This is a genomic window from Cephaloticoccus capnophilus, from assembly GCF_001580045.1.
In the GTDB taxonomy this organism is placed as follows: domain Bacteria; phylum Verrucomicrobiota; class Verrucomicrobiia; order Opitutales; family Opitutaceae; genus Cephaloticoccus; species Cephaloticoccus capnophilus.
Genome location: NZ_LSZP01000060.1, coordinates 31,278 through 55,152 on the forward strand (window position 1 = coordinate 31,278; position 23,875 = coordinate 55,152).

Annotated in this window: 13 protein-coding genes; 8 read left to right on the plus strand and 5 right to left on the minus strand. The window is 61.1% G+C overall.

What is annotated here, in order from left to right; all coding sequences use genetic code 11:
• Positions 1 to 63 precede the first annotated feature (63 nt).
• Positions 64 to 1,716: an exosortase/archaeosortase family protein gene (locus tag AXK12_RS07795; RefSeq protein WP_068713152.1), complete on the plus strand. Its 1,653-nt coding sequence runs from the start codon at positions 64 to 66 to the stop codon at positions 1,714 to 1,716.
• A gap of 147 nt (positions 1,717 to 1,863) precedes the next feature.
• Entirely contained in the window at positions 1,864 to 3,048 is a 1,185-nt protein-coding gene (fabV, locus tag AXK12_RS07800; protein WP_068713154.1) for an enoyl-ACP reductase FabV, read from the plus strand.
• Positions 3,049 to 3,132: 84 nt separating this feature from the next.
• On the opposite strand, the gene AXK12_RS07805 is transcribed toward fabV, so the two are convergent.
• Positions 3,133 to 4,470 carry an MFS transporter gene (locus AXK12_RS07805; RefSeq protein ID WP_082782741.1) on the minus strand — a complete coding sequence of 446 codons (1,338 nt, stop codon included), beginning with the start codon at positions 4,468 to 4,470 and terminating at the stop codon, positions 3,133 to 3,135.
• Positions 4,471 to 4,654: 184 nt separating this feature from the next.
• Between AXK12_RS07805 and AXK12_RS07810 the strand changes: the two genes are divergently transcribed.
• The 6 genes from AXK12_RS07810 (at position 4,655) to AXK12_RS07835 (ending at position 12,663) form a co-directional block, all read left to right on the plus strand.
• Positions 4,655 to 5,455, plus strand: a complete 801-nt coding sequence (locus AXK12_RS07810; RefSeq protein ID WP_068713156.1) for a ParA family protein — start codon at positions 4,655 to 4,657, stop codon at positions 5,453 to 5,455.
• A 108-nt stretch (positions 5,456 to 5,563) separates the two neighbouring features.
• Positions 5,564 to 6,364, plus strand: a complete 801-nt coding sequence (locus AXK12_RS07815; protein ID WP_231863599.1) for an ABC transporter permease — start codon at positions 5,564 to 5,566, stop codon at positions 6,362 to 6,364.
• On the plus strand, positions 6,337 to 7,182 hold the full coding sequence (locus tag AXK12_RS07820) for an ABC transporter permease (protein WP_231863600.1): 846 nt from the start codon (positions 6,337 to 6,339) through the stop codon (positions 7,180 to 7,182). The genes AXK12_RS07815 and AXK12_RS07820 overlap by 28 nt, the downstream gene beginning before the upstream one ends.
• A gap of 8 nt (positions 7,183 to 7,190) precedes the next feature.
• Entirely contained in the window at positions 7,191 to 8,039 is an 849-nt protein-coding gene (gene rnc, locus AXK12_RS07825; RefSeq protein ID WP_068713160.1) for a ribonuclease III, read from the plus strand.
• The gene (mfd, locus tag AXK12_RS07830) at positions 8,036 to 11,668 is read left to right on the plus strand and encodes a transcription-repair coupling factor (protein ID WP_068713162.1); all 3,633 of its coding nucleotides are present in this window, start codon (positions 8,036 to 8,038) and stop codon (positions 11,666 to 11,668) included. The genes rnc and mfd overlap by 4 nt, the downstream gene beginning before the upstream one ends.
• Positions 11,665 to 12,663, plus strand: a complete 999-nt coding sequence (locus tag AXK12_RS07835) for a peptidylprolyl isomerase (protein WP_068713164.1) — start codon at positions 11,665 to 11,667, stop codon at positions 12,661 to 12,663. The genes mfd and AXK12_RS07835 overlap by 4 nt, the downstream gene beginning before the upstream one ends.
• Positions 12,664 to 13,027: 364 nt before the next feature.
• On the opposite strand, the gene AXK12_RS07840 is transcribed toward AXK12_RS07835, so the two are convergent.
• The 4 genes from AXK12_RS07840 to AXK12_RS07855 form a co-directional block, all read right to left on the minus strand.
• The gene (locus AXK12_RS07840) at positions 13,028 to 16,921 is read right to left on the minus strand and encodes an autotransporter-associated beta strand repeat-containing protein (RefSeq protein WP_231863601.1); all 3,894 of its coding nucleotides are present in this window, start codon (positions 16,919 to 16,921) and stop codon (positions 13,028 to 13,030) included.
• A 689-nt stretch (positions 16,922 to 17,610) separates the two neighbouring features.
• A complete protein-coding gene (locus AXK12_RS07845; RefSeq protein ID WP_082782743.1) occupies positions 17,611 to 19,398 on the minus strand; it encodes a ClcB-like voltage-gated chloride channel protein in 1,788 nt (595 codons plus the stop codon).
• Between the two features lie 37 nt (positions 19,399 to 19,435).
• Positions 19,436 to 22,351 carry a DEAD/DEAH box helicase gene (locus AXK12_RS07850; RefSeq protein WP_231863602.1) on the minus strand — a complete coding sequence of 972 codons (2,916 nt, stop codon included), beginning with the start codon at positions 22,349 to 22,351 and terminating at the stop codon, positions 19,436 to 19,438.
• A 120-nt stretch (positions 22,352 to 22,471) separates the two neighbouring features.
• On the minus strand, positions 22,472 to 23,869 hold the full coding sequence (locus AXK12_RS07855) for a 3-deoxy-D-manno-octulosonic acid transferase (protein WP_082782748.1): 1,398 nt from the start codon (positions 23,867 to 23,869) through the stop codon (positions 22,472 to 22,474).
• Positions 23,870 to 23,875: the final 6 nt, after the last annotated feature.

Consider the following 23,875-nt stretch of genomic DNA (forward strand, 5'->3'; position numbering starts at 1 on the left):
ACCCCTAGCTTGCCCAACTACGTAGAGTGAGCTTCACTCGCCCCCGCTTCGCCGAAACTTCTTATGACTTTCGCCTCCGGCATTTCCATTTTTCAAAAGCTCCCGCTGCTGCTTCGCATCAGCTTGGTCATGTTGCTATGCCTGTTGGGAGGTAATATCGCGTTACTCTGGCCGCACTGGCGGACAAACCCCGACCTATCACACGGCTTCTTCGTCCCGATTCTATTTTTCCTGCTGCTGCGCGAAGGGATGCAGCAACCCCGTCCGCGCTATCTCCCCGCTCACTGGCTAAAAACGCTTGCGACGCTCGGGCTCCTCACTGGAGGGCTGCTCGCAATCCTAGCAGGCGGCCTCTATTCGGCCGCGGTCGGCTGGAGTCACTCGCTCGTCGTATTTACGATGACGGCGGGCGGCTGCATGCTACTGTGCGCGACGCTCCTCGTGCTTTCGGATACACGTTGGCGGCTCGTCCCCTTTTGCTGGCCAGTGCTCGTAGGGATCGGGCTGTGGCTGCTGTGTGCTCCGATTCCGCCCGGCACTTACAGCCGCCTCATCGTCGCGCTACAACTCATGGTGACTGAGCACGTAATCACCGCGCTGCACTTGCTCGGCATCATCGCCACTCAACAGGGTAACATTATCGAGCTGGCGACTACCCAAGTCGGTATCGAGGAAGCGTGCAGCGGCGTACGCAGCCTAATCTCCTGCGTCTTCGCGGGCTTCTTTTTCTCGGCAAGTCTCGTGCGGCAAACGTGGGCGCGCGTGCTCATCATCGGCCTGTCGGCACCGCTGGCACTCGTCATGAACTTCCTGCGCTCGCTGACGCTTACCCTCATGGCCAACGCCGAGATGGACATCACCGGCACCCTGCACGACGTGACCGGCTTCGCCGTCCTCGGCATCACTGCCGCGCTCCTTAGCGGGCTCGCGATCCTTCTCGACCGCCCTGGGCCCGAAGCGCTTGCCGACTCGGAAAAACCCTCCTCCGAAGCAGCACCCGCTCGGGACAAGCCCGCCCGTACTCCTCGCCTTTTCCCCAAGCTCGACTCACTCGGGCTCGCCTCCGGGCTCGGGCTTACCTGCTTACTCGTACTCGGGTTTATCCTCCTGACTCGCGCTCCTGAGGAAAGCGCCCAGCAGCCGGATTTATTGGAGCTGCTCCCAAGCCGCGCGGCAGGCTGGCAGGTCAACGCAAACCCAAAGCTCTACCAATTCAGCGGCGTGCTCCAAACCGAGAACCTCGCCGAGCGCACCTATCGCAAGAGAACCGAAGATGGCCGCGACCTGCAGATCACCATCTACCTCGCCTATTGGGAGCCCGGCAGCACCTCGGTCAGTCAAGTCGCCATGCACACGCCCGATGCCTGCTGGCCAGGCGCGGGCTGGACGCTCGTCGAGGACGGCACACGCCCCCGCGAGGCCCTTCGCCTCGCCGGTGATCAAAGCCTGCCCACCGCCGAAGCTCGCCATTTTAAAAACGGCAACTACCCGCAGTACGTCTGGTTCTGGCATCTCTACGGTGGTCGCCCAATCGCGTACGAAGATCCCCGCTCGCCCGTCCGCCTGCTCAAGCAAGCCTGGCAACACGGCTTTAGCCGTAACGGCAGCCAATGCTTCATCCGCGTGTCGTCCAACTACCCTTGGGAAACCCTCAAAGACGAACCGCTGCTAAACGAAGTATTTGAAAACCTGCGCCCACTCGGCCTCGACGCCTGAGCCGGCGGATAGCCGCGGGAAACGGGTTGGGTTGGGCGGGCGCATCTTGTCGCGGCAGCGCAGCCGCAGGCTGTTTTTTGATCCGGGGCGCTGTGCCCCTTTTGGAATGGACGGGAGGGCAGTCGTCCCTAGAGGCTGCGCGCCTCTATGATTATCAAACCCAAGGTTCGTGGCTTCGTTTGTGTTACCGCTCACCCCGAGGGCTGCGCCGCCCATGTCCAAGAGTGGATTGATTACGTAAAAGCCCAGCCGTCGATTCAAGGCGGCCCAAAAAAAGTTTTAGTCATCGGCTCCTCGACCGGCTACGGCCTCGCCTCGCGCCTCTCACTCGCCTTTGGCGCCCGCGCCGCGACCCTAGGCGTCTTCTTCGAGCGCCCTTCCGAAGAAGGCCGCCCCGCAACCCCTGGCTGGTACAACACCATCGCCTTCACCAAAGCGGCCCGCGCCGACGGCCTCTATGCCCGCAACATCATGGGCGATGCCTTTTCCGACGAAATTAAGGCACAAACCATCGACGCCATCAAAGCCGACCTCGGCCAAGTCGACCTCGTTGTTTACTCGCTCGCCTCGCCCCGCCGTACGCATCCGAAGACTGGCGCCGTCCACAAATCCTGCCTCAAACCACTCGGCGCACCTTACACCAATAAAACCGTCGATACCGACAAAGGCATCGTCAGCAGCATCACCATCGAGCCCGCCGACGAAGCCGAAGTCGCCGACACCGTCGCCGTCATGGGTGGCGAAGACTGGGAGCTGTGGATTGACGCGCTCCGCGCTGCCGGAGTGCTCGCCCCCGGTGCGCAATCGCTCGCCTACTCCTACATCGGCCCAGAAGTCACTTGGCCTATTTATCAAAACGGCACCATCGGCATGGCCAAAAACGACCTCAGCCGCGCCGCCAAAGCCATCGATGCAAAACTCAGCCCCAGCGGCGGTCGCGCCTTCATCTCGGTAAACAAAGCTCTCGTTACCCAAGCCAGCTCAGCCATCCCGGTCGTCCCGCTCTACATCTCCATCCTCTACAAAGTGATGAAAGCCGCGGGCCTCCACGAAGGCTGCATTGAGCAAATGCACCGACTCTTTGCGACCCAAGTCTACAACGGCCACACTCCCACTTTCGACGAAGCGGGCCGCGTGCGAATCGACGATCTCGAGATGCGGCCCGAAATCCAAGCCGCCGTCGCTGCACTTTGGCCCACGATTACGACCGAAAACCTCGAGTCCGAAACTGACATCGCAGGCTATCGCACCGAGTTCCTAAAACTCTTCGGCTTCGGCCTAAACGGCGTAAACTACGACGCCGAAACCGAGCCGCACATCCCGCTGATTTAAGGGAGGAGCCACACGCCAACTATTCAGCATTTCGCAACGCCGCGTGGGCTTACGAGCCACGCGGCGTTTGTTTTCCGGCCTTCCTTAATGCCTCGCAGCACCGGGATCCTTAGGCAGTAGCCCCGCCAAGAGCCCGATCAGCGGCAGCCACGCGCAGATCTGGAACACCGTCTCGATGCTCGTCGCGTCGGCCAGCCGCCCCAAGAGGGCCGAGCCGAGCCCGCCCGCCCCAAAGGCGAAGCCAAAAAACAAGCCCGAGACCAAGCCCACTCGCCCGGGAATCAGTTCCTGAGCGTAGACCAATATCGCTGAAAAGGCCGAGGCGAGGACTACGCCAATCACAACCGTTAGCGCGACCATCGCCCAAAGCGTATCGACTTGCGGCAGTGCCAGCGAGAAGGGAGCCGAGCCCAGAATTGACGCCCAGATGACTTGTTTGCGCCCTACCCGATCACCGACCAAGCCGCCGATGATCGTCCCCGCCGCGACCGCAAACAGAAATGCGAACAAACAAAGCTGCGCACCATAAACCGAAAGCCCCAGCTTATCGATTAGGTAAAAGGTGTAGTAGTTGCTGATACTCACCATGTAGAAGTATTTGGAAAAGATCAGCACGAGCAGGACGCCTACGACCCACGCCGTCTTAGCAACACTCGCAGACGGCTTCACTCTACGTGCTCCCGTTGGTCGCAGCGCAGGCTCACTTCCGCCCGATGCTCGCTTCGGCTGCCGTTCGGCTTTGTTTCCTAAAAACCCAGCATACCAATTCCCCGCCCAGCCGAGGACTGCGATGCCAAGCAACGCGACGAGACCGAACCACAGCACCGCCCCCTGCCCCCGCGCCACGACTAGCATCGCCGCCAGCGGGCCAAACGACGACCCGAGATTACCGCCCACTTGGAAAAACGATTGGGCAAACCCATGCCGCCCGCCCGAAGCGAGCCTCGCCACCCGAGACGCCTCCGGGTGAAAAATCGCCGACCCCGTCCCGATTAATGCAACGGACGCGATAATCACGCCGTAGCTCCACGCCTGCGACAGGAGCACCAGCCCCACCAGCGTAATCCCCATCCCGATCGCCAGTGAGTAAGGCCTCGGTCGCTTATCGGTATACGCTCCCACCACAGGCTGAAGCAGCGAACCCGCGAGTTGGAAAACAAAGGTGATAAGCCCAATTTGCGTATAGTTCAGCGCAAACGCGTCCTTGAGCACCGGATACATCGCCAGCGGCAGCGTCTGAATCGTGTCATTGAGCAAGTGCCCGACGCTCAGCGCGCTTAAGACAGGCATCACCAATGCCGCTCGATCTGCCTCCGCCCGCGTGCCTACAGCCCTCGCCGCCGCCCTCGCGGATGCACCGCTCGCCGCCGACCGCGCAGATGCACCGTTCGCTGCCACGTCACTATTCCGAGTCGCTTCCATAAGAAAGCGCGCAGCGTGGGATGCTTTTTCCCCTTCGCAAAAGTGAAAACCACGTCTTTGAGCGAAGCGTCGTGCCCCCGCCACCACTTCGAGCACGGAAGGCCCAGCCTCAGCAGGGAGAAACTGGCTGCTTGCCTCATTTTGTCGTGCGAGCGTGAGTGGCTGCGCTCACTGAGCGCGCCTCATGCCTACCACTTCCCCTCCCTCACGCACCACGGTTTTCACAATCGCCAACCAAAAAGGCGGTGTCGGCAAAACCACCACCGCCGTCAACCTCGCTGCTGCGCTCGCCGCGCAGGAAATCCCCACGCTGTTAATCGACCTCGACCCGCAGGCGAATGCGACCAGTGCGCTCGGGCTCGAAAAAACCGAAGGCCGCAGCCTCTACGGCCCGCTTCGCGGCGAAGGCGAAGCCGCCGAAATGCTCACGCCGACCGCAATTGACGGGCTCACAATCATCCCCTCCGAAGAAGACCTCGCCGCCGCCGAAATCGAGATCGCCCAAAGTGAAAACTACCTCTCGCTGCTGAGCCGCGTGCTCGCGCCCATCCGCGCGAGTGGCGACTACCGCGCCATCCTCATCGATTGCCCACCCGCGCTCGGCATGCTCTCGATGAACAGCCTCTGCGCCGCCGACTCGCTCCTCATCACGCTCCAATGCGAATACATGGCCCTCGAAGGCTTGGGGCAAATCCTGCGCAACGTCGAGCGGCTCAAAACCGCCAACATCAACCCCGACCTGCAACTCGGAGGCATCGTCATGACTATGTTCGACGCGCGCACCAATCTCTCCCGCCAAGTCGTCGAAGAGGTTAAAGCACACCTGCCCGATAAGATTTTCAAAACCCTCATCCCGCGCAGCGTGCGGCTAAGTGAGGCCCCGAGCTTCGGGCAGACCATCTTCGACTACGACCCGCAAAGCGCAGGCTCGCTGGCTTACCGCGCACTCGGCGAGGAGGTAATCACCCGCTTCGGCTTGCGCTAAGCGAGGACGCCCTTTCCTTCGCGCGCCGCTCCCCTCGCACTCGCCCCACTCGCCAAATCTGATGACCCGCCGAGCCGCCAACGAGTGGCTCGCCCCAAAATACCACTAGTGATCTCCAAATACGCCCAAGTCTTCCTTGTCGGGTTGCAGAGCAATCTCGTCTACCGGTGGAACTTCCTCCTGCGCGGCGTCTTCTCGCTGTTTCACCTCCTCGGCGTCTTCATCCTTTGGTCAGCGGCGTTTTCGGGAAACGCGACAATCGGCGGCTTCGATGTGCGGCAGACGATGACCTACTTCATCTCGCTGATCGTCCTCCAGTTCTTTGTCGCTGCCGCGAATGAGGACCACCAAGTCAGCGACGAAATCCGCAACGGCCTCATCAACCAGTTCCTGCTAAAGCCGATTAGCTACTTCGCCTACCGGTTCACACTCTACCTCGCCGCGCGGCTCGTCTCGGGGTTCCTCGTCCTCATCCCGCTCGCCGCCGCCTTCCCGCTTTTACGCGACTACATCGTGATGCCCACCGAGCCTTGGCGTTATGTCGCCGCAGTCCCTGCGCTGCTGCTCTCCGGCCTCATCCAGTTCAGCATCGCGTACTGCTTCGGACTGCTGAGCTTCTGGTTCTTGGAAATCCAAGGCTTTATTATGCTCTCCTACGCGGTCGAAACCGTCCTCGGCGGTAACCTCTTCCCGCTCGATTTGATGCCCGCGCCCATATTCAAGGCCGCCCAATACCTCCCCTTTTATTACCAAATGTATTTCCCCGCAGCGATCCTCACCGGCCGCATCGGGCTAGAAAGCGCCACCAGCGGACTCCTCATTCAGAGCGCTTGGGTCTGCGTGCTTTTCCTTGTCAGTCACTTTTTATGGAAACGCGGGCTATGGCTCCATACCGCAGTCGGCGGCTAAAGTCCCGCCGCGCCCCCACGATGCATAAGCTCAACTATTACCTAAAACTCTGGCTCGCCAGTGTGCGCTACTCGGTCACGCGCACGCTGATGTTTCGCGCCGACTTCCTGCTTTGGTCCACGGTCGAGCTATTCTGGATGGGGATCAACATACTGCTTGTCAGCGTCATCTACGCGCACACCGACTCAATCGCCGGATGGAGCAAATACGAGATGCTCCTCCTCCTGGGCACATCGATGCTCGTCCAACGTTTGCTGATCGGCTTTTTTTGGGCAAACATCCACGAACTCGGCGACAACATCCGCACCGGCAAGTTCGACTTCTTCCTAGCGCAGCCCGGAAACCTCATGTTCATGGCTTCGACGCGTAAGCTCGACCTCGACAGTTTAGCCAACTCGGTAGTCGCGATCGCCCTCGTCGCCTACTCCGCTCGCGAACTCGGGCTCTCGCCCTCACTCCTCGACCTCGCCACCTATGCGTTCCTCGTCGGCTGCGGGCTGGTCATCCACTACAGCTTCATGCTCACCATGGTTTCGTTGAGCTTTTGGATCACCAACGCGCAAGGACTCGAAGGCAGCTACTTTACGCTCTTCTCGTTTTCGCGAATCCCGCGCGAAGCATTTAGAGGCGTTACGCAACTCGTCTTCGTGTGGACGCTCCCCGTCGTCATCGTCAGCAACGCCCCCGCACAAACAATCCTCTACGGCTTTAATCCCCAACTCTGCCTCTGGCTCGCAGGCGCAGCGGCCTTCTGGTTCGCGCTCACCGTCATCGTTTTCCACTGCGGGCTGAAACGTTATTCCAGCGCGAGTTCGTAAGCTACCCCATGAATGCGCCCCACCAGAATCTGACGAGCGGACAAGGGCCACTCGCCAATGAAGAGGGCCTGCGCCCCCTACAAAAAAAAATCGGCTACGCCTTCCGCAACTTGCGTCTGCTGGAGCAGGCACTCACGCACCCGTCTGCGCTAAACGAGCTGCCTCGCCGCCGAGCGGGCAACGACCGCTCGCCCCAAAAAACGGTCTGCGAGCGAGACCGAGACCAAAGCAATCAACGACTCGAGTTTTTGGGCGACTCCGTCCTCCAACTCATCCTCTCCGAGGCGCTTTACTCGCTCTACCCCGACGACCGCGAAGGCGCCCTCAGCACTAAACGCTTCGCACTCGTCAAAGGCAGCACGCTAAGCGCACTCGCCCGCGAAATCGCACTCTACGAACACATCCGCGTCGGCCAAAGCGAGCGCACGAACACCGGCACAGCGAACACCGGAAATCCGACTGGCAGTGACAACACCAGCGCGACGGCCAGCCTGCGCGACTCGATCCTCGAAGACGCTTTTGAAGCCCTCGTCGCCGCCATCTACCTCGACTCCGACTTGCCGACTGCGCGTGAAATCGTCCTCCGGCTCTATGGCGACATCGCCCAAAAACTCGCCGCCGCCGCACCCGACACCAACCCCAAAGGCCGACTCCAGGAACGCGTCCAACCGCGCTACGGAAATGACGCGCTCCACTACGAGGTAATCGCCACCCACGGCGAAGCACACGCCCGCGAGTTTGAAGTCGCCCTCCGCCTCCGTGATCAGCGGATCGCCACCGGGCGCGGCTCCTCCAAGCAACGCGCTGAAGAAGCCGCCGCCCGCGAAGCACTGGCCCATTGGACGGACACGGAATGAGCAAGGCCAGGGCCCAAGTCGTCAGCGGTGTCTGTCCACCGGCGCGCGGACTCGCGCTCGCCGAGCTCATCGCCGCGCACCCGGAGCAAACGCTCTGGCTCGTCGTCGCCCCTGACGCTAAAACCGCCGAACACCTCGCCGAAGACATCCCGTTTTTTCAGAACCTTGGCGAAGCTCGGAGCACAAAGACGCGCGCCTCGGCCTGCGACCGCGAGCACGCGCCGAAAAAAAAGCGGGCTGCGCCCCCGCGCCCCATAATAGAGGCGGCGACCTTTCCGGAAGCGATGCCGGACACGCGCGACATGCGCGACGCCTTCGCCGCCTCCAGCCAGCGGCTCGCTGTGCTGTCGAAGTTGCGCGAACTCCGTGCGACTGTAGCGGGCGACTCCACTCGCCGCCGCTCAGCCCCTCTCGACGCACGCGCTGGCGCACCGCTCGTCGTCCTGTGCACGCTGCCCGCGCTCCTCCAGCCCGTCCCCGCACTCGAGGCGCTAAGCTCGCGCGAAATCACTCTTCGCACAGGCCAAGCCCAGCCCTTCGCCGGACTTTTAGAGCAACTCCAAGCCCTCGACTACGACTGCGAAGCGCTCTGCGAAGCCCCCGGCCACTACGCCGTGCGCGGCGGCATTATCGACCTGTATCCCATCACCGCCACGCAGCCCTACCGCGTCGATTTTTTTGGCGACGAAATCGAATCCATCCGGCTGCTCGATCCCGTAACGCAGCGCTCCGGCTCGCCCGTCGAGTCGATCACGCTCTCCGCAACCCCCCGTGTAAAACTTGATCCCGCTCGTAGCGGACTCGCCGACTACCTGCCCGCCGACCACACGGCACTCGTCTTCATCGAAGCGGCCGAACTCGACGAAGTCTTTAGGCGCGAAACCACAAGCGAAGGCGAAGGCCAGGCCGACCCACTCGAAACACTCTCCACCATTCGCGCCAAGGCCGCACTCAGCATCAGCCTCTGCGAAATCGAGCAGGAGAGTGAGCTTTTCCCGACGCCACCCCATGACGCCGAAGGGCCGGCGCGCCCCTCGCTAGACAAAAGGGTCTGCGACCCACTCGCGCTCCACCGCCGTTATCCCACCGAGGCCCTCCTCGCCCACGAACGCGTCGCCGCCGAGGCCGATGCGCGCCGCGACTTCCTCGAACAACTCGTCCAGTGGCAACGCGATGGATACGCGCTCCACTTCGTCGCCTCGCGAGACGGCGAGGCCCAGCGAATGACCGAGATTTTGGAGGAAGAGGGGCTGGCGAAAACACTCCGTGTGCAAACGCATATCGGCAGCCTTAACGAAGGCTTCCTCTATCGCTCTGGTGCGGACTCCAGCCCGCGCAGATTGGCCTTCGTGACCGAGGTAGAAATCTTTGGCCGGCAGCGCGCACGCCGTCCGCGCGCCACCACACAGCAAGTCGCCCAGCGCGCCCAAATCGACCAGCTCCTCGATTTTTCCGAACTCGTCGAAGGCGACTACGTCGTGCACCTGCAGCACGGCATCGCGCACTTTCGCGGGCTGGCTACGCTCGACACCGCCCAAGGCCCACGCGAAGTCATTTCCCTAGAGTTCGACGAGCAAGTGACGCTTCATGTGCCGCTCCAAGAGTCGCACCTTATCAGCCGCTACGTGGGCCTCACCAAAGTGCGCCCGCAGCTCGGGAAAATCGGCAGTGGCCGTTGGGAAAAAACGCGCAAAGCCGCCGAACGCGCCACCATCGACCTCGCCGCCGAGCTCCTGCGCATCCACGCCGCGCGCGAGGCCCAGCCCGGCTTTGCCTGCCCAGCAGACACCGATTGGCAAAAGGAGTTTGAAGCCTCCTTCCCCTACACCGAGACCCGCGACCAACTCCGCGCCATCGAGGACACCAAGGCCGACATGGAGCGCACTCGCCCGATGGATCGGCTCATTTGCGGCGACGTCGGCTTTGGGAAAACAGAGGTCGCCATCCGCGCCGCATTTAAGGCCGTGCAAGGCGGCCGCCAAGTCGCGCTCCTCGTCCCCACGACCGTTCTCGCGCAGCAGCACCTCAACACCTTTCGCGAGCGCATGGCCGGCTACCCGATTGTCGTCGAGATGCTCAGCCGCTTTCGCTCTCGCAAAGATCAACAGGCAATCCTCGCCGCGACCGCCGCCGGACAGGTCGACATCCTCATCGGCACGCACCGGCTGCTCCAAAGTGACGTCGCCTTTAAATCGCTCGGGCTTCTAATCGTCGACGAGGAGCAACGCTTCGGCGTGAAGCACAAAGAGCGCTTCAAGGCCCTCCGCGCCACGCTCGACGTCCTCTCCATGAGTGCCACGCCCATCCCGCGCACGCTCTACATGGCACTCACCGGCGCACGCGACTTGAGCGTTATCGAGACCCCGCCCGCCGACCGGCACCCCATTCATACGATTGTCAAAACCTATGACGAGAAACTCGTCGCCGAAGCCATCCACCAAGAACTCCGACGCGGCGGCCAAGTTTTCTACCTGCACAACCGCGTGCAAACCATCGACCTCATCGCAGCGCGTTTGCGCGAGCTCGTGCCCGGCGCGCGCGTCGGCGTCGGGCACGGGCAAATGGAGCCGACCGAGCTCGAACGCGTGATGACCGACTTCGTCGCGGGCACTTACCAAGTCCTCGTTTGCACGACCATCATCGAGAGCGGCCTCGATATCCCCAACTGTAACACCATCATTATCGAAAGCGCCGACCGCTTCGGGCTCTCGCAACTCTACCAACTGCGGGGCCGCGTGGGCCGCTTCAAACACCAAGCCTACGCCTACCTCCTCCTCCACCGGCACAGCCGCTTGCTCGACATCGCGCGGCAACGACTCGGCGCGATGCGCCAACACAACCAACTCGGCGCAGGCTTCCGCATCGCCATGCGCGACCTGGAACTGCGCGGCGCGGGCAACCTCCTCGGCTCCCAGCAAAGCGGTCACATCGTCGGCGTAGGCTTCGAGCTTTACTGCCAACTCCTCCGCCAATCCGTCGCCCGACTCAAAGGCGAAGCCCAAGCCGCCGCCATCCGCGCCACCGTGAAACTCGACTTCGTCGTAGTCGGCGACGACCGTGAAACCGCGGAAACGAAAGCTGGCGATGACCTGCGGCCGACCCGCCGCACGCAAAACAAAGGACAGTTTGTGTCCGGCTATACCGCGCTCAGAGACGCCGAGCACGCTGCCGCGCCGCCGCTCGCGCCCATCCGCGCTTGCCTCCCCGCCAACTACATCCCCGAGACACGGCTGCGAATCGACTTTTACCGCCGCCTCGCACTCGCGGGCTCGTCTGCGCAACTCAAGGAAATCGCCGCCGAGCTACGCGACCGCTTCGGCAAATTCGGCGAGCCGGTAAACGCCCTGCTCACCCTCACGGAAATCCGCATCCGCGCGGAGCAAAAGGGAATCCTCTCCGTCGAAACCGAAGGCGCGAAATTGAAGTGCTTGCGGGCAAAACCGCTAAATACGCCCAGCGCTCCCCCCGGACGCGCAAGCAACGGCTCCCCGCCAAATAACCCGGCCAAGCAGCCCTGGGTGCAGCACGGCACGCGGTTTCCACGATTGACCGCTCCCAAGCCCCTCCTACGGTTGCGCGAGATTCTCATTTTCCTAAACAATTTACCCGACTCGCCGCCCAACTCATGACCACGTCCCCGCTGCCCCGCGCGCTTCTCGGCTTCGTTTGCTCGCTCCTCCTCGCGGCGACGAGCGCCCTCCACGCCCAAAACGACAACCTCGACCTACGCTTTGCCAACGGCATCGCGGCAATCGTCGAAGAGAAAGTCATCACCGTCGACGATATCCGCCGCGAAATCGCCCCACTCATCCCCGAAATCCAACGCTCCGCGCGTAACGAAGCCGACTTTACCCGCCGCCTCGAAGAGCTCCAAGACAGCATCATCCAAGACCTCATCGACCGCGTCCTCATCATTAAGGAATTTCGCAAAGACGATAAACGGCAGATCCCACCCGGCTTCATCGACCGCCGCATCGCCGATATCCAAGCCGAGCAATTCGACAATGATCGCTCCAAGTTCCTCTCCTACCTGCGCACTCGCGGAATCACCATGCGCGAGTATCGCCGCGAGGTAGAGGAAGACATCATCTACGGCTACATGCGCGCCCAACAACGCCGCTCCGAAAGCATTATCAGCCCCGTCCGCATTGAGACTTTTTACGAGGAAAACCAAGACCGCTTTTACCAAGAAGACAGCGTCCACCTCCGCCTCATCCAGATAAACCGCGCCCCCGGCGAAACCGAGCCCCAGCACTACAGCCGCGCTAGCGAGATCGTGGCCCGCTTCCGCGCCGGCGAAAGCTTTGCCGAACTCGCCCGCCAGCACAGCCAAGACTCGCGCCGCACGCGCGGCGGCGATTGGGGCTGGCAAAAACGCTCCGACCTAAAGGCCGAATTCAGCGACCCGCTCTTTGAGCTTAAGGAGGGCGAGATCAGTGCCCCCGTGATGACTCCCGAGGGCTGCTTCATCCTCTACGCCGAAGCGCGCAAATATGCGGGCATCCAGCCAATCGACGAAGTCCGCCCAGAGATTGAGCGCATGCTCCTCCAACAGATGGGCCGCCAAAGCGAAGACCGCTGGCTCGAACGCCTCCGCCGCAACGGCTACGTAAAGCACTACTAACTTTTCCCACTGCGCGTGGGGCCCTTTTTCCACTGCGCGTGGGGCGGCGGTCAGTGACCGCTTCCATTTAATTTGGGATTTCTCATCGCGCTACCGCGCGATCACGAAATCCCAAATTTGAAAGCATTCTCCCTGTCGCGTTGCGATAGGGAGAGCAGTAAAAGGGAAAGTAGAGTGATAACCCGTTTGGGCGAGGTGGGAAAAATCACCAGTAAACTCCCGCCTCCAAAGTTTGGGTTCCTTTCTACCGAACGCTTGGTTGCCGTGCGAATGCACGGCGGCCAAGCGTTCGGTAAATGGGTGCAGCGACACGCTGTCGCCCCACGCGTAGTGGAAAAGTGCCTCACGCGTAGTGGGAAAAACGTTACTCCTGATTGGGGCGGCGCGGTTTGTGGCGGCGCCAGAGGAGTAAGCCCAAGCCGGTCGCACCGAGGATTGCCCCGTAGGTGCTCGGTTCGGGGAAGTAGGTGGCCATTTGTCGGGGGAAGGGTGTGACCTCGTAGTAGTCCTCGTTGTAGTGAGCGATGTAGAGGAAACTGTAGCCTTCGAATTCAACGCGTTGGTTAGTGTTAGCCAAAATACCGCCGTTAAGGCCGGATGGATCGGTGTACCTGTACTCGTCGTATTTGGAGCGGTGGACGAGGAGGTAGTCTTCGCCCTCGAACCAGTTGCGAATGGTCAGTTTTGAGCCGACCCCAATGATCAGTTCGTCGATGTAGAGGTAGTTGGCCATGCCGACCTCGCCGCCTCTGAAGTCGATTACCCCTTGGCCCTGCACCTCCAGCGTCTTGAGCCGGTGTGTGGTTCCGGCAAAGGCAGTCGTCCCCGGCAGACCAGCAGGCTTGAGCGCAAACTCTAAAACGCCCGCGCCATAGTTGCCGCCGCGCAGGACGATATGCCGCTCGCCAGTGAGCTGGTTATTGTATTTCGGCAGACGCAGGACATCCGTTCCCGAGCGGTCGCCCACGATGATTTTACCAGTCGTGTTAATCCGACCGTTGGCACCGAGATCGAGCTCCAGTCGCCCCCCGTGGACGTAGATATTCCTAAAGCTACTCGTGCCGTCGCTTGTGAGTCGGAGCGTTTCGGGGCCGGCTTTTACAAAGTCGATACCGCCAGTAATCCGCGCATTAATCTCGGCCGTAGCGCCCCCGCTTCCGCTACCGTAAACGTGCGCGTAAAGCGTCCCCCCACTGGCAGTTGTCAGCGAGCCTGCGCCCGAGATTTTCCCCGCGGCACCGTTCGCAAAGAGCAGGCCTCCCGAGTCAACCGTTAGCGTACGGCCTGCGGCGAGGTTGAGCTCTCCCGAACCCATTCGCAGCGAGCGAACCGCGCGGCTCTGGTCGAGCGTCCGGTTCGTATTGCCGATGTTGATGTTGCTCGTGGTCGTCCAAGTCGCCCCCGGGGCAGCAGTCACGTAGTCCGCGAGTTGCGTAATGGTGCCGTTGGCATCTTGGCTCACCCAATCCGTTCCGTTAACGGTCGCCCACGGGCTCATATTGCCAAAGTCGCCAAAGGCGTTCTGCGCATTGGGAAGTTGTAGCCGGACACCGGTCGGGCTAAACACCGCCTCGCTTATCAAGTCGAGTGTCGCCCGCTCGTCGTCGTTGCGATCGAAGCCCGCGAACTCCAGAACCATCGCTCCGGTCGCTTCGATCGCTATCGTATTGCTGCCGCCCTCAAGCTTGAGCGTGCCGAGCGTCTCGGTGTCGCGCGCGCCCGAGCCCGAACCCTTGCGATAGCGAAAGGTGCCGCCGTCGAGTGTGAGCGTAGAGTTTGCCCCGAGTCGTCCCGCAAGGTCAGTCGTACGATTATCAAGTGTGAGCGTTCCCGACTCGCGGACGAAAATCTGTGTTCCTGTCAGAACACCGCCAACCAGAATGCCCGGAAGAGCGCCCGCCTCATTCAGAGTCACCGTGGCACCCCGTACGCTAAACGTGTTCAGCGCGTTCGCCGCCCGCATCGCGAGACGCCCATCGCCCACGATTACAAGCCCCGTGCCACTGACGCTTTGATTGAGCACCGCATCGTAATCGACCGAGTCTAGGCGTCCTCGCGCCACGCGGACGGTTTGAGTGCCATTCGTCTCAAGCGCCTTGTCCCAGGTAAGCGTCGCGCTCGACAGCGAGTGCCCAAGGATAAGCTCGCTCCCATCGCTCAGGAAATGCTCGTCTTCCCAAGAAAGTGAACTCTCAGGATCGGTTCCGATACGAATCGTGGTGGACGACTCCCCCGCAGCAAAGCCGCCGCTGCCGAGCCACCGGAACTCCCCGTTTCCCGTGCCAAGGGATACGGTAAACACCTCGTTCGCGCGGTTCTTCATATTCGGCATATAGACGCCGCCCGCGAGTCTGAGGTTGGTGAAGTTGAGATTGTTGACGTCGCCTTGAAGTGCACCTGCTTCGATACGGGTTCCGCCATCGTAAGACGAAGCGCTACTCGTTAGCCGCAGGAGTCCCTCCCCAGTTTTGACCAAGCCAAAGCCCTCACCACTCAGCGCCCCCTCCATCTGGGCCACGCCCTCCTGTATCTCAATCACCCGCTGATTCGTGTACCTGCTATTAGTGTCCAGCCCCGCGTCAGCAAGCAACGCCTCGTACTCTGCTTGGAACTGAGCATGGTTCCCAAAGTAGATATCGTTTTTCCAGTGGAGGAAGCCCTCGTAAGTTTCTGAGCCGAGGACAAGACGCCCTCCGTTTTGCATGTTAATAGTATCCTTGTCTGCGAATCTATGTTCCCAGCTCCCCATAAAGCCACCTTTGTGCCAGTTAACCCTCCCGCCCGCCGTTACGTTATCCACCGATGAACTTATTGGCGGACCGTGTGACACCGTGAGATTCACGGTCTTTTCCGTGGTCCCGCGTGCGAGAAAACCTCCCCGGGCCCCTATCCATTTCACAGAGCCCGCCGGCAAAGCGCCATTCTCCCACCCCCCATCACTCACTTTCCGTGTGAAGTGCGTATCGACTCCCAGCCCCAAAACGCCTCCTGACAAAAGGAGTGTCGTCGCGAAGCTTAGCTCCGCATTAAAGCCTCCAGAAAGTGCCCAGTGCGAGTTTTCGATCCTCAATTCGCCCATCACAATCTGAGTCCCTCCAGTCCCCTTGTTACCTTGGTCGGGGAACTGCACATTATCGGCATAGGTCAAGGTAATCACCCCTTGCCCGTCTTTCATAAACATACTACTCTCGATATCGATCTTTCCTGTGAGCTTAAGGTTTCCAGATCGTGAGTAAAACCAAGTAGGAAACAGTGCACTAAACTGTGGGTTGCTGTGTTTAATCGCGGAGCTGATCGTGTTGTCGCCGCTATCGTTGTAAATCGCTCCGGAAAAGCCAGCTGCTTTTCGGTAGTCTGAGCCGGAGGGGTTATCAATATTAGTACTCCGGCCCGCGCCTTGGCTAAAGACGTAAATCTCCTTGGGCGCGAGCGTCAGCCCGTTCGGTGCGGTGTCCAGCGTCGAACGCAGCATTAAAGTCCCATTAGCGGACCTGGGGTTGAGCTCGGTTTCGGTTACGAATTGATTCACAGTCGTGGTAGCGCTTAGTGCCCCACTGTTTTTGATGACCGCGATCGCATGGCCCACAATATTCAGCGAGCCATTCGTCCATCCTGAGTTATTGGCGTTCAAGATGAGCTGCGTTCTATCTGTATCCACATCGATTCGTCCCGTGCCGGTGAGGCCCGAGGCGATATGAGTCATTGAGCCGCCGCGAATTTGGAGCTTATGCGAGCCAATGCCGAAGGTGCTGCCCGTGGCCAGTGGGTCGTTGATGCCAGTGGGCTGCCCTGAAATGAGGAGCCCCGCTAGGCTCTGATTGCTAATCCGCACGGTGGACGCGGCAGTGCTATGAATCGAAATCGTGGGAGCGAAAATTCGCGTTTCGCGCGACCGATACCAATCGGCCACGGCAATGATATGCTCCTGATCGCCCACGTTCGCCCCCAGAGTGAGCCCGCCATCGCTCGACAGCGTGTAGCCCGGACCTTCTTCATGCCCCTCAAACCAAAGCGACCCAATCGAAGTGCCCCCCGCAATCACGACCTCCTCCCGCGCATCTAGATCTGCCCCAAAACTTGAGAGCGCACCAAAAAATACCGCCGCGTCATCCGGCGGCACTTGATTGTCCTTGTTCGGGTCTGGGTGCGACCAATTTGCGCCGTCACCCCAACTTTGTGTCCCTGCCCCTTTGTCCCATACGTAACTATCGGAAGGCGGCACCAGCACAATGACCTGTGCATCAAGCGGCAGGCTCACCGCTCCAAAGCCGACCAGAAGTCCGAAGACTACCCTAAAATACTTACTTAAGTTATTATTTAAGAGTATCTTATGCCTCGGGTGGGGGCGTAAGATACTCTTACTATCTCGGAACTCGGGCGCATGAGGGCAGTCGTTTAAGTACATTTCTCCTAGGGTTATTTACGTAACCCGACCCGCGAACCTCTCACTACAATCAAAAAGTACGTAGAGAATACGTATAACTACGTATTTAAATCGCCTTTTAGCGCAGTTTTTTTAGCCAAGCGCGCCCGCCATTAGAATTTCGGCGTAAAAAATGCGTAATTCCACACGGAATGCCCTAGGGGCTGTTCCCGTTTCAAACGCGAGCCGCGCTACTGCGTTTTTTCCACTACGCGTGGAGCGGCAGGCTGTGCCTGCACCCATTTACAGAGCCGCTTGGTTGCTGTGCATTCGCACAGCAGCCAAGCGGCTCTGTGAAAAGGAACCCAAACTTCAGGACGTGGATTTATCCGTGATTTTCCCCACTTCGCCCAAACGGGTTATCACTCTACTCTCCCTTTTACTTCTCGCCCTGTCGCAACGCGACAGGGGGGGAATGCTTTCAAATTTGGGATTTCGCTTTCGCGCGATAGCGCGAGCCGAAATCCCAAATTGAACGGGTGCAGCGACACGCTGCCGCCCCACGCGCAGTGGAAGCTCTGCCCTTACGCTGTTGCGGCACGCTCGCCGCTTTTCCCCTGTTCGACGATGGCCAGCATCAGGTCGTTTTTGGAAATGCTGCCGAGTAGGATACCGCTCGCATTGACCACTGGCAGCCGCTGGACCTCGCTGCCGATGAACTTCCCTAAGGCCTCGCTCAGCGATTGCTCGGGCCGCACAGTTGGGAAGTCTTCGCGCAAGATATCGCCTGCCAGCACGAGGTCGACCAGCGTGGGCTCGCTTAGGTAAGGCTTGATGTCGTGTAGCGAGACTGCGCCTATCCAGCGGCGCGTCACCTCGTCGGCCACATACACATTATTAATCCGCACGCTGAGGAAGAGTTTCGCCAACTGGGCAAAGTGTGCGCGCGGGCTCACCGTAGGAGGATCCACCTTGATGAGGTCGCGCACCACTCGGCTTTCCAGCACATGCGAGGTACTCTCCGCCTCCTTACGCCGCAGGACCTCGCCATACAGCGAGTGCGAGTCGATTCCCCGCGCCATGAAGTAGGCCACGACACTGCACAGCATCAGCGGCAAGATGATGTTGTAGCTCAACGTCATCTCAAAGAGCAGGATGACGGCCATCAACGGCGCGCGGCTCGCCGCCGAGAGGAACGCGCCCATCCCCACTAGCGCAAACGCCGAAGGGTCGATCGCTGCCTGCGGCCAAAGCCCGTTGACCGCCGTGCCAAAAAGATAGCCCCCGGCCGCGCCCATGAACAGCGTCGGCGTAAACACGCCACCTTGCGCGCCCGACCCCACCGAAGAGGCGGTAGCCAGCCATTTGCAGATGAGGATGCCAATCAAGGCCACCCACGCGATCCGCCCATTTAAAATATCGACGACTACCGTGTATCCATTTCCCGCAACCTCGGGCACGCTAATCGCAATCGCTCCCACAACCAGCCCCCCGAGCGTCAACCGTGCCACGAGCGGCAAGCGTGTCTCGACAAACAGGGACTCCGCCCGCCGCAGCGATTTTAGGAAAAACGGGGCGACTGCTCCCGCCAGAAGCCCCAGCACCAAGTAGGGCCCCATCTCTAGGGGCGAGTGCAGCTCGAAGCGCGGCACTTCGTAAATCGCGCCGGAGCTCCCCAACACCTGCATCGTCAAGGTCGCCGCGACGGCGGCAGCGATAAGTGCCCCCAAGCTCTCCATCGCAATCGTCCCAAGCAAAATCTCTGCCACGAAAAACGAGCCGCCAATTGGCGCGTGATACGCCGAGGCGATTCCCGCCGCAGCCCCGCAGGCCACTAGCAAGCGCAACTGCTGCGGCGAAAACCTCCGCCAACGCCCGACCAACGACGCGAGCACCGCCGCGAGCTGCACCATCGACCCCTCGCGCCCCACCGAGCCGCCCGAGCCGATAGTAAACAGTGAGGCCGCGATTTTGACCAAGCTAGTCCGCAGCGGCAGCCGCCCATCGCCGATGACGATTGCCTCCATGTAGTCGGTCGCGCTCTGCCCTTTCAAAAACCGCGCGCCGAGCAGCAGCACCATCCCCGCCAAAAACCCGCCAGTCGCCGGCACCAGCAGCCGCGCCCACCACGGCAAAACGCGCATCGACTCGACCACGCCCGCCGTCGAATTCGTCAACACTTGGTGAATCCCCTCCGCGCAAGCCGAGAAGAACAAGGCGGCCAGCGCACCGAGTAGCCCCGCCAAGGCCGCCCACAGCAGCGTCACCTGCCACTCGGTCGGGTGCAGCTTCTCCGCCAGCCACACCCGCCAACGCATCAAACGCAGTAAGCGCTGCATGAATTGTTTGGCCGGGTCAGTGACTGCCTTCATCGCGGGGGACAAGCTCGGACTCTTCGGCACAGCCAAATCAAAAGTCGAACTCCGATTGCTGCGCAGTCTCACGCCGCGGCAGCTCGAGCGCAGAGTCAACGGGCTTCGCGCTGGATGGTAGCGAAGGCGCGTCTGAAACACTAGGAAGCGTCGCCGCCAAGGCCGCGAGGTCGAGCCGTGGTGCCGCTCGTGGCAGCTCCAAGAACTCGGCCGGCTCAAGTTCGGGAGTACCTGACGCTCCTCCAATGAGAGGCCCGCTCGAGGAAAGCGTCTGCGCCCCCTCGCCCAGCTCCACCAAGCTTCGCAGCGAGGCAAAGTGCGCGCCAAGGTCGATATCCCCGCCGCCGCCGCCCGGGCCGCCGAGCAGTTTATCAAACAGTTCTCGTTTCTCCGCCTTCAGGGCTTGGATCCGCTCCTCAATCGTCCCCGCCGTGACCATTCGATAAACAAAAACGGTATTCGTCTGCCCAATACGGTGTACCCGATCAATCGCCTGCGCCTCGACCGCCGGGTTCCACCACGGGTCGAGCAAGAACACATAATCCGCCGCGTGCAGCGTAATCCCCGTGCCCGCTGCCTTGAGCGAGACCAACATCGCCGCCGCGCCAATGGCGGTCTGAAACTCCTGCACTGGCCGCTGCCGATCGAGCGTCGCGCCCGTCAGCTCGAAGCGAGGCAAGAGCGGATAGTGCACATCCAGAGCCGCCTTCACGCGGTCGAGCAGTTTCACGAACTGCGAGAAGATGACGACCTTGTGCCCGTTATCGATGACCTCGGCGAGCTTCTCCACAAGCAAGGTGAGCTTCCCCGAATCGCTCAGCGGTGCCTCGCGCCAGGGCAGCAAATCCGGGTCGCAACACGTCTGCCGCAGCCGCGTGAGCAGCGCGAGAAAGCCAAACGACTTTTCGCGCAAGGCCGCCGCCATGTCTTCGCCCAGCCGCTCCAAGCCCTCCGCACAAGTCCGCGCGTACTCCGCTTTTTGCACGTCACTGAGCGGGCACAGCAGCTCAATCTCGACCTTCTGCGGAAGCTCCTTGGCGACTTCGCGCTTCGTCCGCCGCAAGATAAACGGCGCGAGCTGCGCGCGTAGCCGCTCGGTCGTGCCCACGCGGTCGGCAGCCAGCGCGGCCTCAAAGCCCGCTCGCGTGCCAAGTAGCCCGGGCAGCAAAAACCGAAACAAGCTCCATAGGTCGAGTTGACGGTTTTCGAGCGGCGTACCCGTCAATACGATCCGCCGCCGCGCGCGGATTTCCCAGCAGCTCTGCGTAATCTTCGCATCTGGGTTTTTGATAAATTGGCCCTCGTCGAGCACCGCATAGCCAAAGTCCGCTGCGGCCAATTGATCGCGGTGTTTGCGAAGCTGCGTGTAGCTCGCAATCCACACCAAGTCGCCGCGCCGGTCGTTCGCAAAATCGTGTCCCGCATTGAGCACTGCGGTGCGCAACTCGGGGGCAAAACGCGCAATCTCCTCCACCCACACCGGCACCACACTCGCCGGACAAACCACGAGCGAGGGAAGCGGCTTCGGCGCCCACTCAGCCTCGCAGCCGCCCGCTGCGATCACGCTTCCGCTTTGCACGGCGGGCGCTGCATCTGGTCTAACCGGATGCTTCGCTAAAAGCGTGATGACCTGGAGCGTTTTCCCTAAACCCATCTCGTCGGCCAAAAGCCCGTGACAGCCCACCTCGCCCAAGTGCGCCATCCACTCCACACCGCGCCGCTGGTAAGGCCGCAAAATCTCCGGCAAATCCGCGCTCGGCGGCGGCACTGCCAACACCTGCTGCCGCCACGCCTCGACCTCCGGTGTCAAGGTCACCCGCAGGCCCGAATCGTTAAAAAGCGAGAAGGCCAAGTACGGCGGAAGCGAGCTCGTCTGCTGAGCCGGAGATCGGACTTCAGCCCCATCCCCTTTTTCCTCTGGGCGGTGAAGCCCTGTCTGCGACGGCAGCTCCGGGCCGAGCAAAAGGGACTGCGTCCCCTGTGAGTGTCCGCTCCACAGCTGATATGAGGCGAGCTTCTCGGGCTCGATTCGCACAATCCCTAAATCGGGCAAAATCACCGGCTGCCCATCGCTCTTGAGCAAGGCCCGTACCTCGCTCGGCGAAAGCAGCTTCTCGCCCGCACGGAAAATCCAACGCAGGTTGATCCCTTCCGTAAGCTCCGCGGCCGCCGCCGCGCGTCGCGCGGAAGCCGCAAAGGCTTTGGCGACCACTCCCTCAATATCGATCGAGCGCGTGCCCTCCATCAGGTGCCCAGCCCGCTCGTCGAGCTCGATACGGAAAATCTTTTCCCAAGCGAGCAAGGTCGTTTTCAAAAACTGCGGAATCTCGACGAGCGATTCCATCAAGTAGACCCCACTCTGCTGGTCGTAGTGCAAGTGTGCCTTCCGCGCGTAAGCGGCCAGCCCGATTAGCTTCGCCCGCTCCGCACTACTCACATGCGCGCTGGCGCTGCCCTCCGCCTGCGCATGCGCCGCAGCCCCAAGGGCCGGACTGCGCCGCCCCGCCTCATCGACCCAAAATGCGCGAAAACTTAAGCCCGCTGACTTCACCTTAAACACGAGCAGCAAGTCGCGATCGGGACGCGCGCCGCCACTCTCATGGGTCGGCTTTTTCGCGACTTCGCGCGGGGCCTCTTCCTCTGCCTCGCCACCCTCGATCGCGGTTGCCGGGATTTCGTCAGCGACGAGCTCCTCGATCTCATAAAACCCCGCTACGGCCAGCGCACGCGCCTCCTCCAAATTAGTCGTCGAAGAGCGCACATTGAGCCGCTCGCGGCCCTCCTCCGTCGCCTCCCACTCAATGAGCGCGTATTCGTCGCGCTTATCGACACGGCGGTGGATGATCGCCTCGCCCTCTGTCAACTCCAGCTCCCGCACCTGCCCTTCGCGATAAAATCGCCGCCCTTGTTCTAATTGGCTGTCCTTAAAGCGCTTCGACCAGTCTTCACTCAATTTTTGGAACCAAAACTCGAGCGATCTTGGGGAGTAAATGCGCTTTGTGGCATGCGGTTGCATCCGAAAAAAAGGGCGACCGTAGAACCACCCCTACCCCCTGCAATCATGAATTGTGGCTTAACGAACGCTTGCCGCCGGCTTGGCGAACAGCTCCGAAGTCGCTTCCAAGGTACGCGCCAGCGCCCCTACGTTTTGCGCGTGCCAAGCTCGCCCTGCTGCGCCCATCGCCTCACGTTTCTCGCTGTCTAGAAGTAGCTTACAAGCTTGGGCGGCCAGCGCTTGCGAATCGCCAACGACTCGGGCCGCACCGCAGTCGACCAACTCGCGCGCAATTTGCCTAAAACTCCCCATTCCTGGCCCAAACAAAATCGCTCGCCCCAAAATCGCCGCCTCGACTGGCGTCTGCCCCTCCGTGTGCGGCGGCAAACTTTTCCCCACAAACACTAGGTCGGCGACCTGCAAGAGCCGCTGTAACTCGCCTGTCGTGTCGGCAAGCGACACATCGACGCACTCCGAATCACTGCGACTCTCACTCAAGTACTCGGAGCGGATTCGGTACCTAAACCCGCTCTCACGCAGCACAGCCACGATCTCAGCTCTGCGCTCCGCATGCCGAGGCACCAGCAGCAGCGAACAGGCAATGCCCTTCACGCGCAGGCTCCGCAAGGCGCTGATTAGCGCCGCCTCCTCGCCCGGCCAAGTCGACGCCCCCATCAGAATCAACTCGCCCGACTCCACAGGCCGAAGCCCAAGCTCACTGCGCAACTGCGCCTTCGCGCCCGCGTCCAGCACAGGCACCGCAACATCGAGCTTCATATTTCCCGTGGTGATGACCCGGTCTGGCGCAAAGCCCAGCGCACGAAAGCGCCGCGCATCCTCTTCCGCGCATGCGAGGATTTTAGTAATGCCGCCAAACAAAGGCTCAATTGCCCAAAGACAGCGCCGCATCCGTCGAAAACTCCTATCCGAGAGCCGCGCATTGAGGCAGACGACCGACACGCCGCGCCGCGCCGCTTGCGCGATATGCTCCGGCCAACGCTCGCCCTCCATCAACAAGGCCACATCCGGCTGCACTGCCGCCCAAGCATTTCGGCTAAACGGCCACCAATCTAGCGGCAGATACCCAATTCCAATGGTAAGCGCGCCGTAACGCTCGCGTGCCAGCCGATAGCCCGTGCTCGTCGTCGTCGTTAGGTAAACCTCGTGCCCCTCGCGCGCCCACGCCTCCAAAAGTGGCGCGACCGCCAAAAGCTCGCCCACGCTCACCGCTTGGAGCCAAAGCCGCGACACCCCCTCTCGTTTCGCTGGCAGCGAAGGCACGCGCCCAAACCGATGAGAAAACCCCTCACGGTAGCCGCCACGCCGCCACATCCGCCGCAGATAAAACGGCGAGCCGATCAGCAGTGCAAACGGGTAAAGGGCGCGATACAGCCACAGGTGCACCGTCGCCGCGCGCTTCTGTTTACACTGCGGACCGTTGGCCGCTGCGTCTGACTCGGGAAACGAGCGATTCATTTGCGA

Bases quoted from the DNA above. Each gene is read 5' to 3' on its own strand.
- AXK12_RS07805 (WP_082782741.1), bottom strand. From the start codon at position 4,470: ATGGAAGCGACTCGGAATAGTGACGTGGCAGCGAACGGTGCATCTGCG.
- AXK12_RS07845 (WP_082782743.1), bottom strand. From the start codon at position 19,398: ATGAAGGCAGTCACTGACCCGGCCAAACAATTCATGCAGCGCTTACTG.
- fabV (WP_068713154.1), top strand. From the start codon at position 1,864: ATGATTATCAAACCCAAGGTTCGTGGCTTCGTTTGTGTTACCGCTCAC.
- AXK12_RS07855 (WP_082782748.1), bottom strand. From the start codon at position 23,869: ATGAATCGCTCGTTTCCCGAGTCAGACGCAGCGGCCAACGGTCCGCAG.
- AXK12_RS07810 (WP_068713156.1), top strand. From the start codon at position 4,655: ATGCCTACCACTTCCCCTCCCTCACGCACCACGGTTTTCACAATCGCC.
- mfd (WP_068713162.1), top strand. From the start codon at position 8,036: ATGAGCAAGGCCAGGGCCCAAGTCGTCAGCGGTGTCTGTCCACCGGCG.
- AXK12_RS07820 (WP_231863600.1), top strand. From the start codon at position 6,337: ATGGCTCCATACCGCAGTCGGCGGCTAAAGTCCCGCCGCGCCCCCACG.
- AXK12_RS07835 (WP_068713164.1), top strand. From the start codon at position 11,665: ATGACCACGTCCCCGCTGCCCCGCGCGCTTCTCGGCTTCGTTTGCTCG.
- AXK12_RS07795 (WP_068713152.1), top strand. From the start codon at position 64: ATGACTTTCGCCTCCGGCATTTCCATTTTTCAAAAGCTCCCGCTGCTG.
- rnc (WP_068713160.1), top strand. From the start codon at position 7,191: ATGAATGCGCCCCACCAGAATCTGACGAGCGGACAAGGGCCACTCGCC.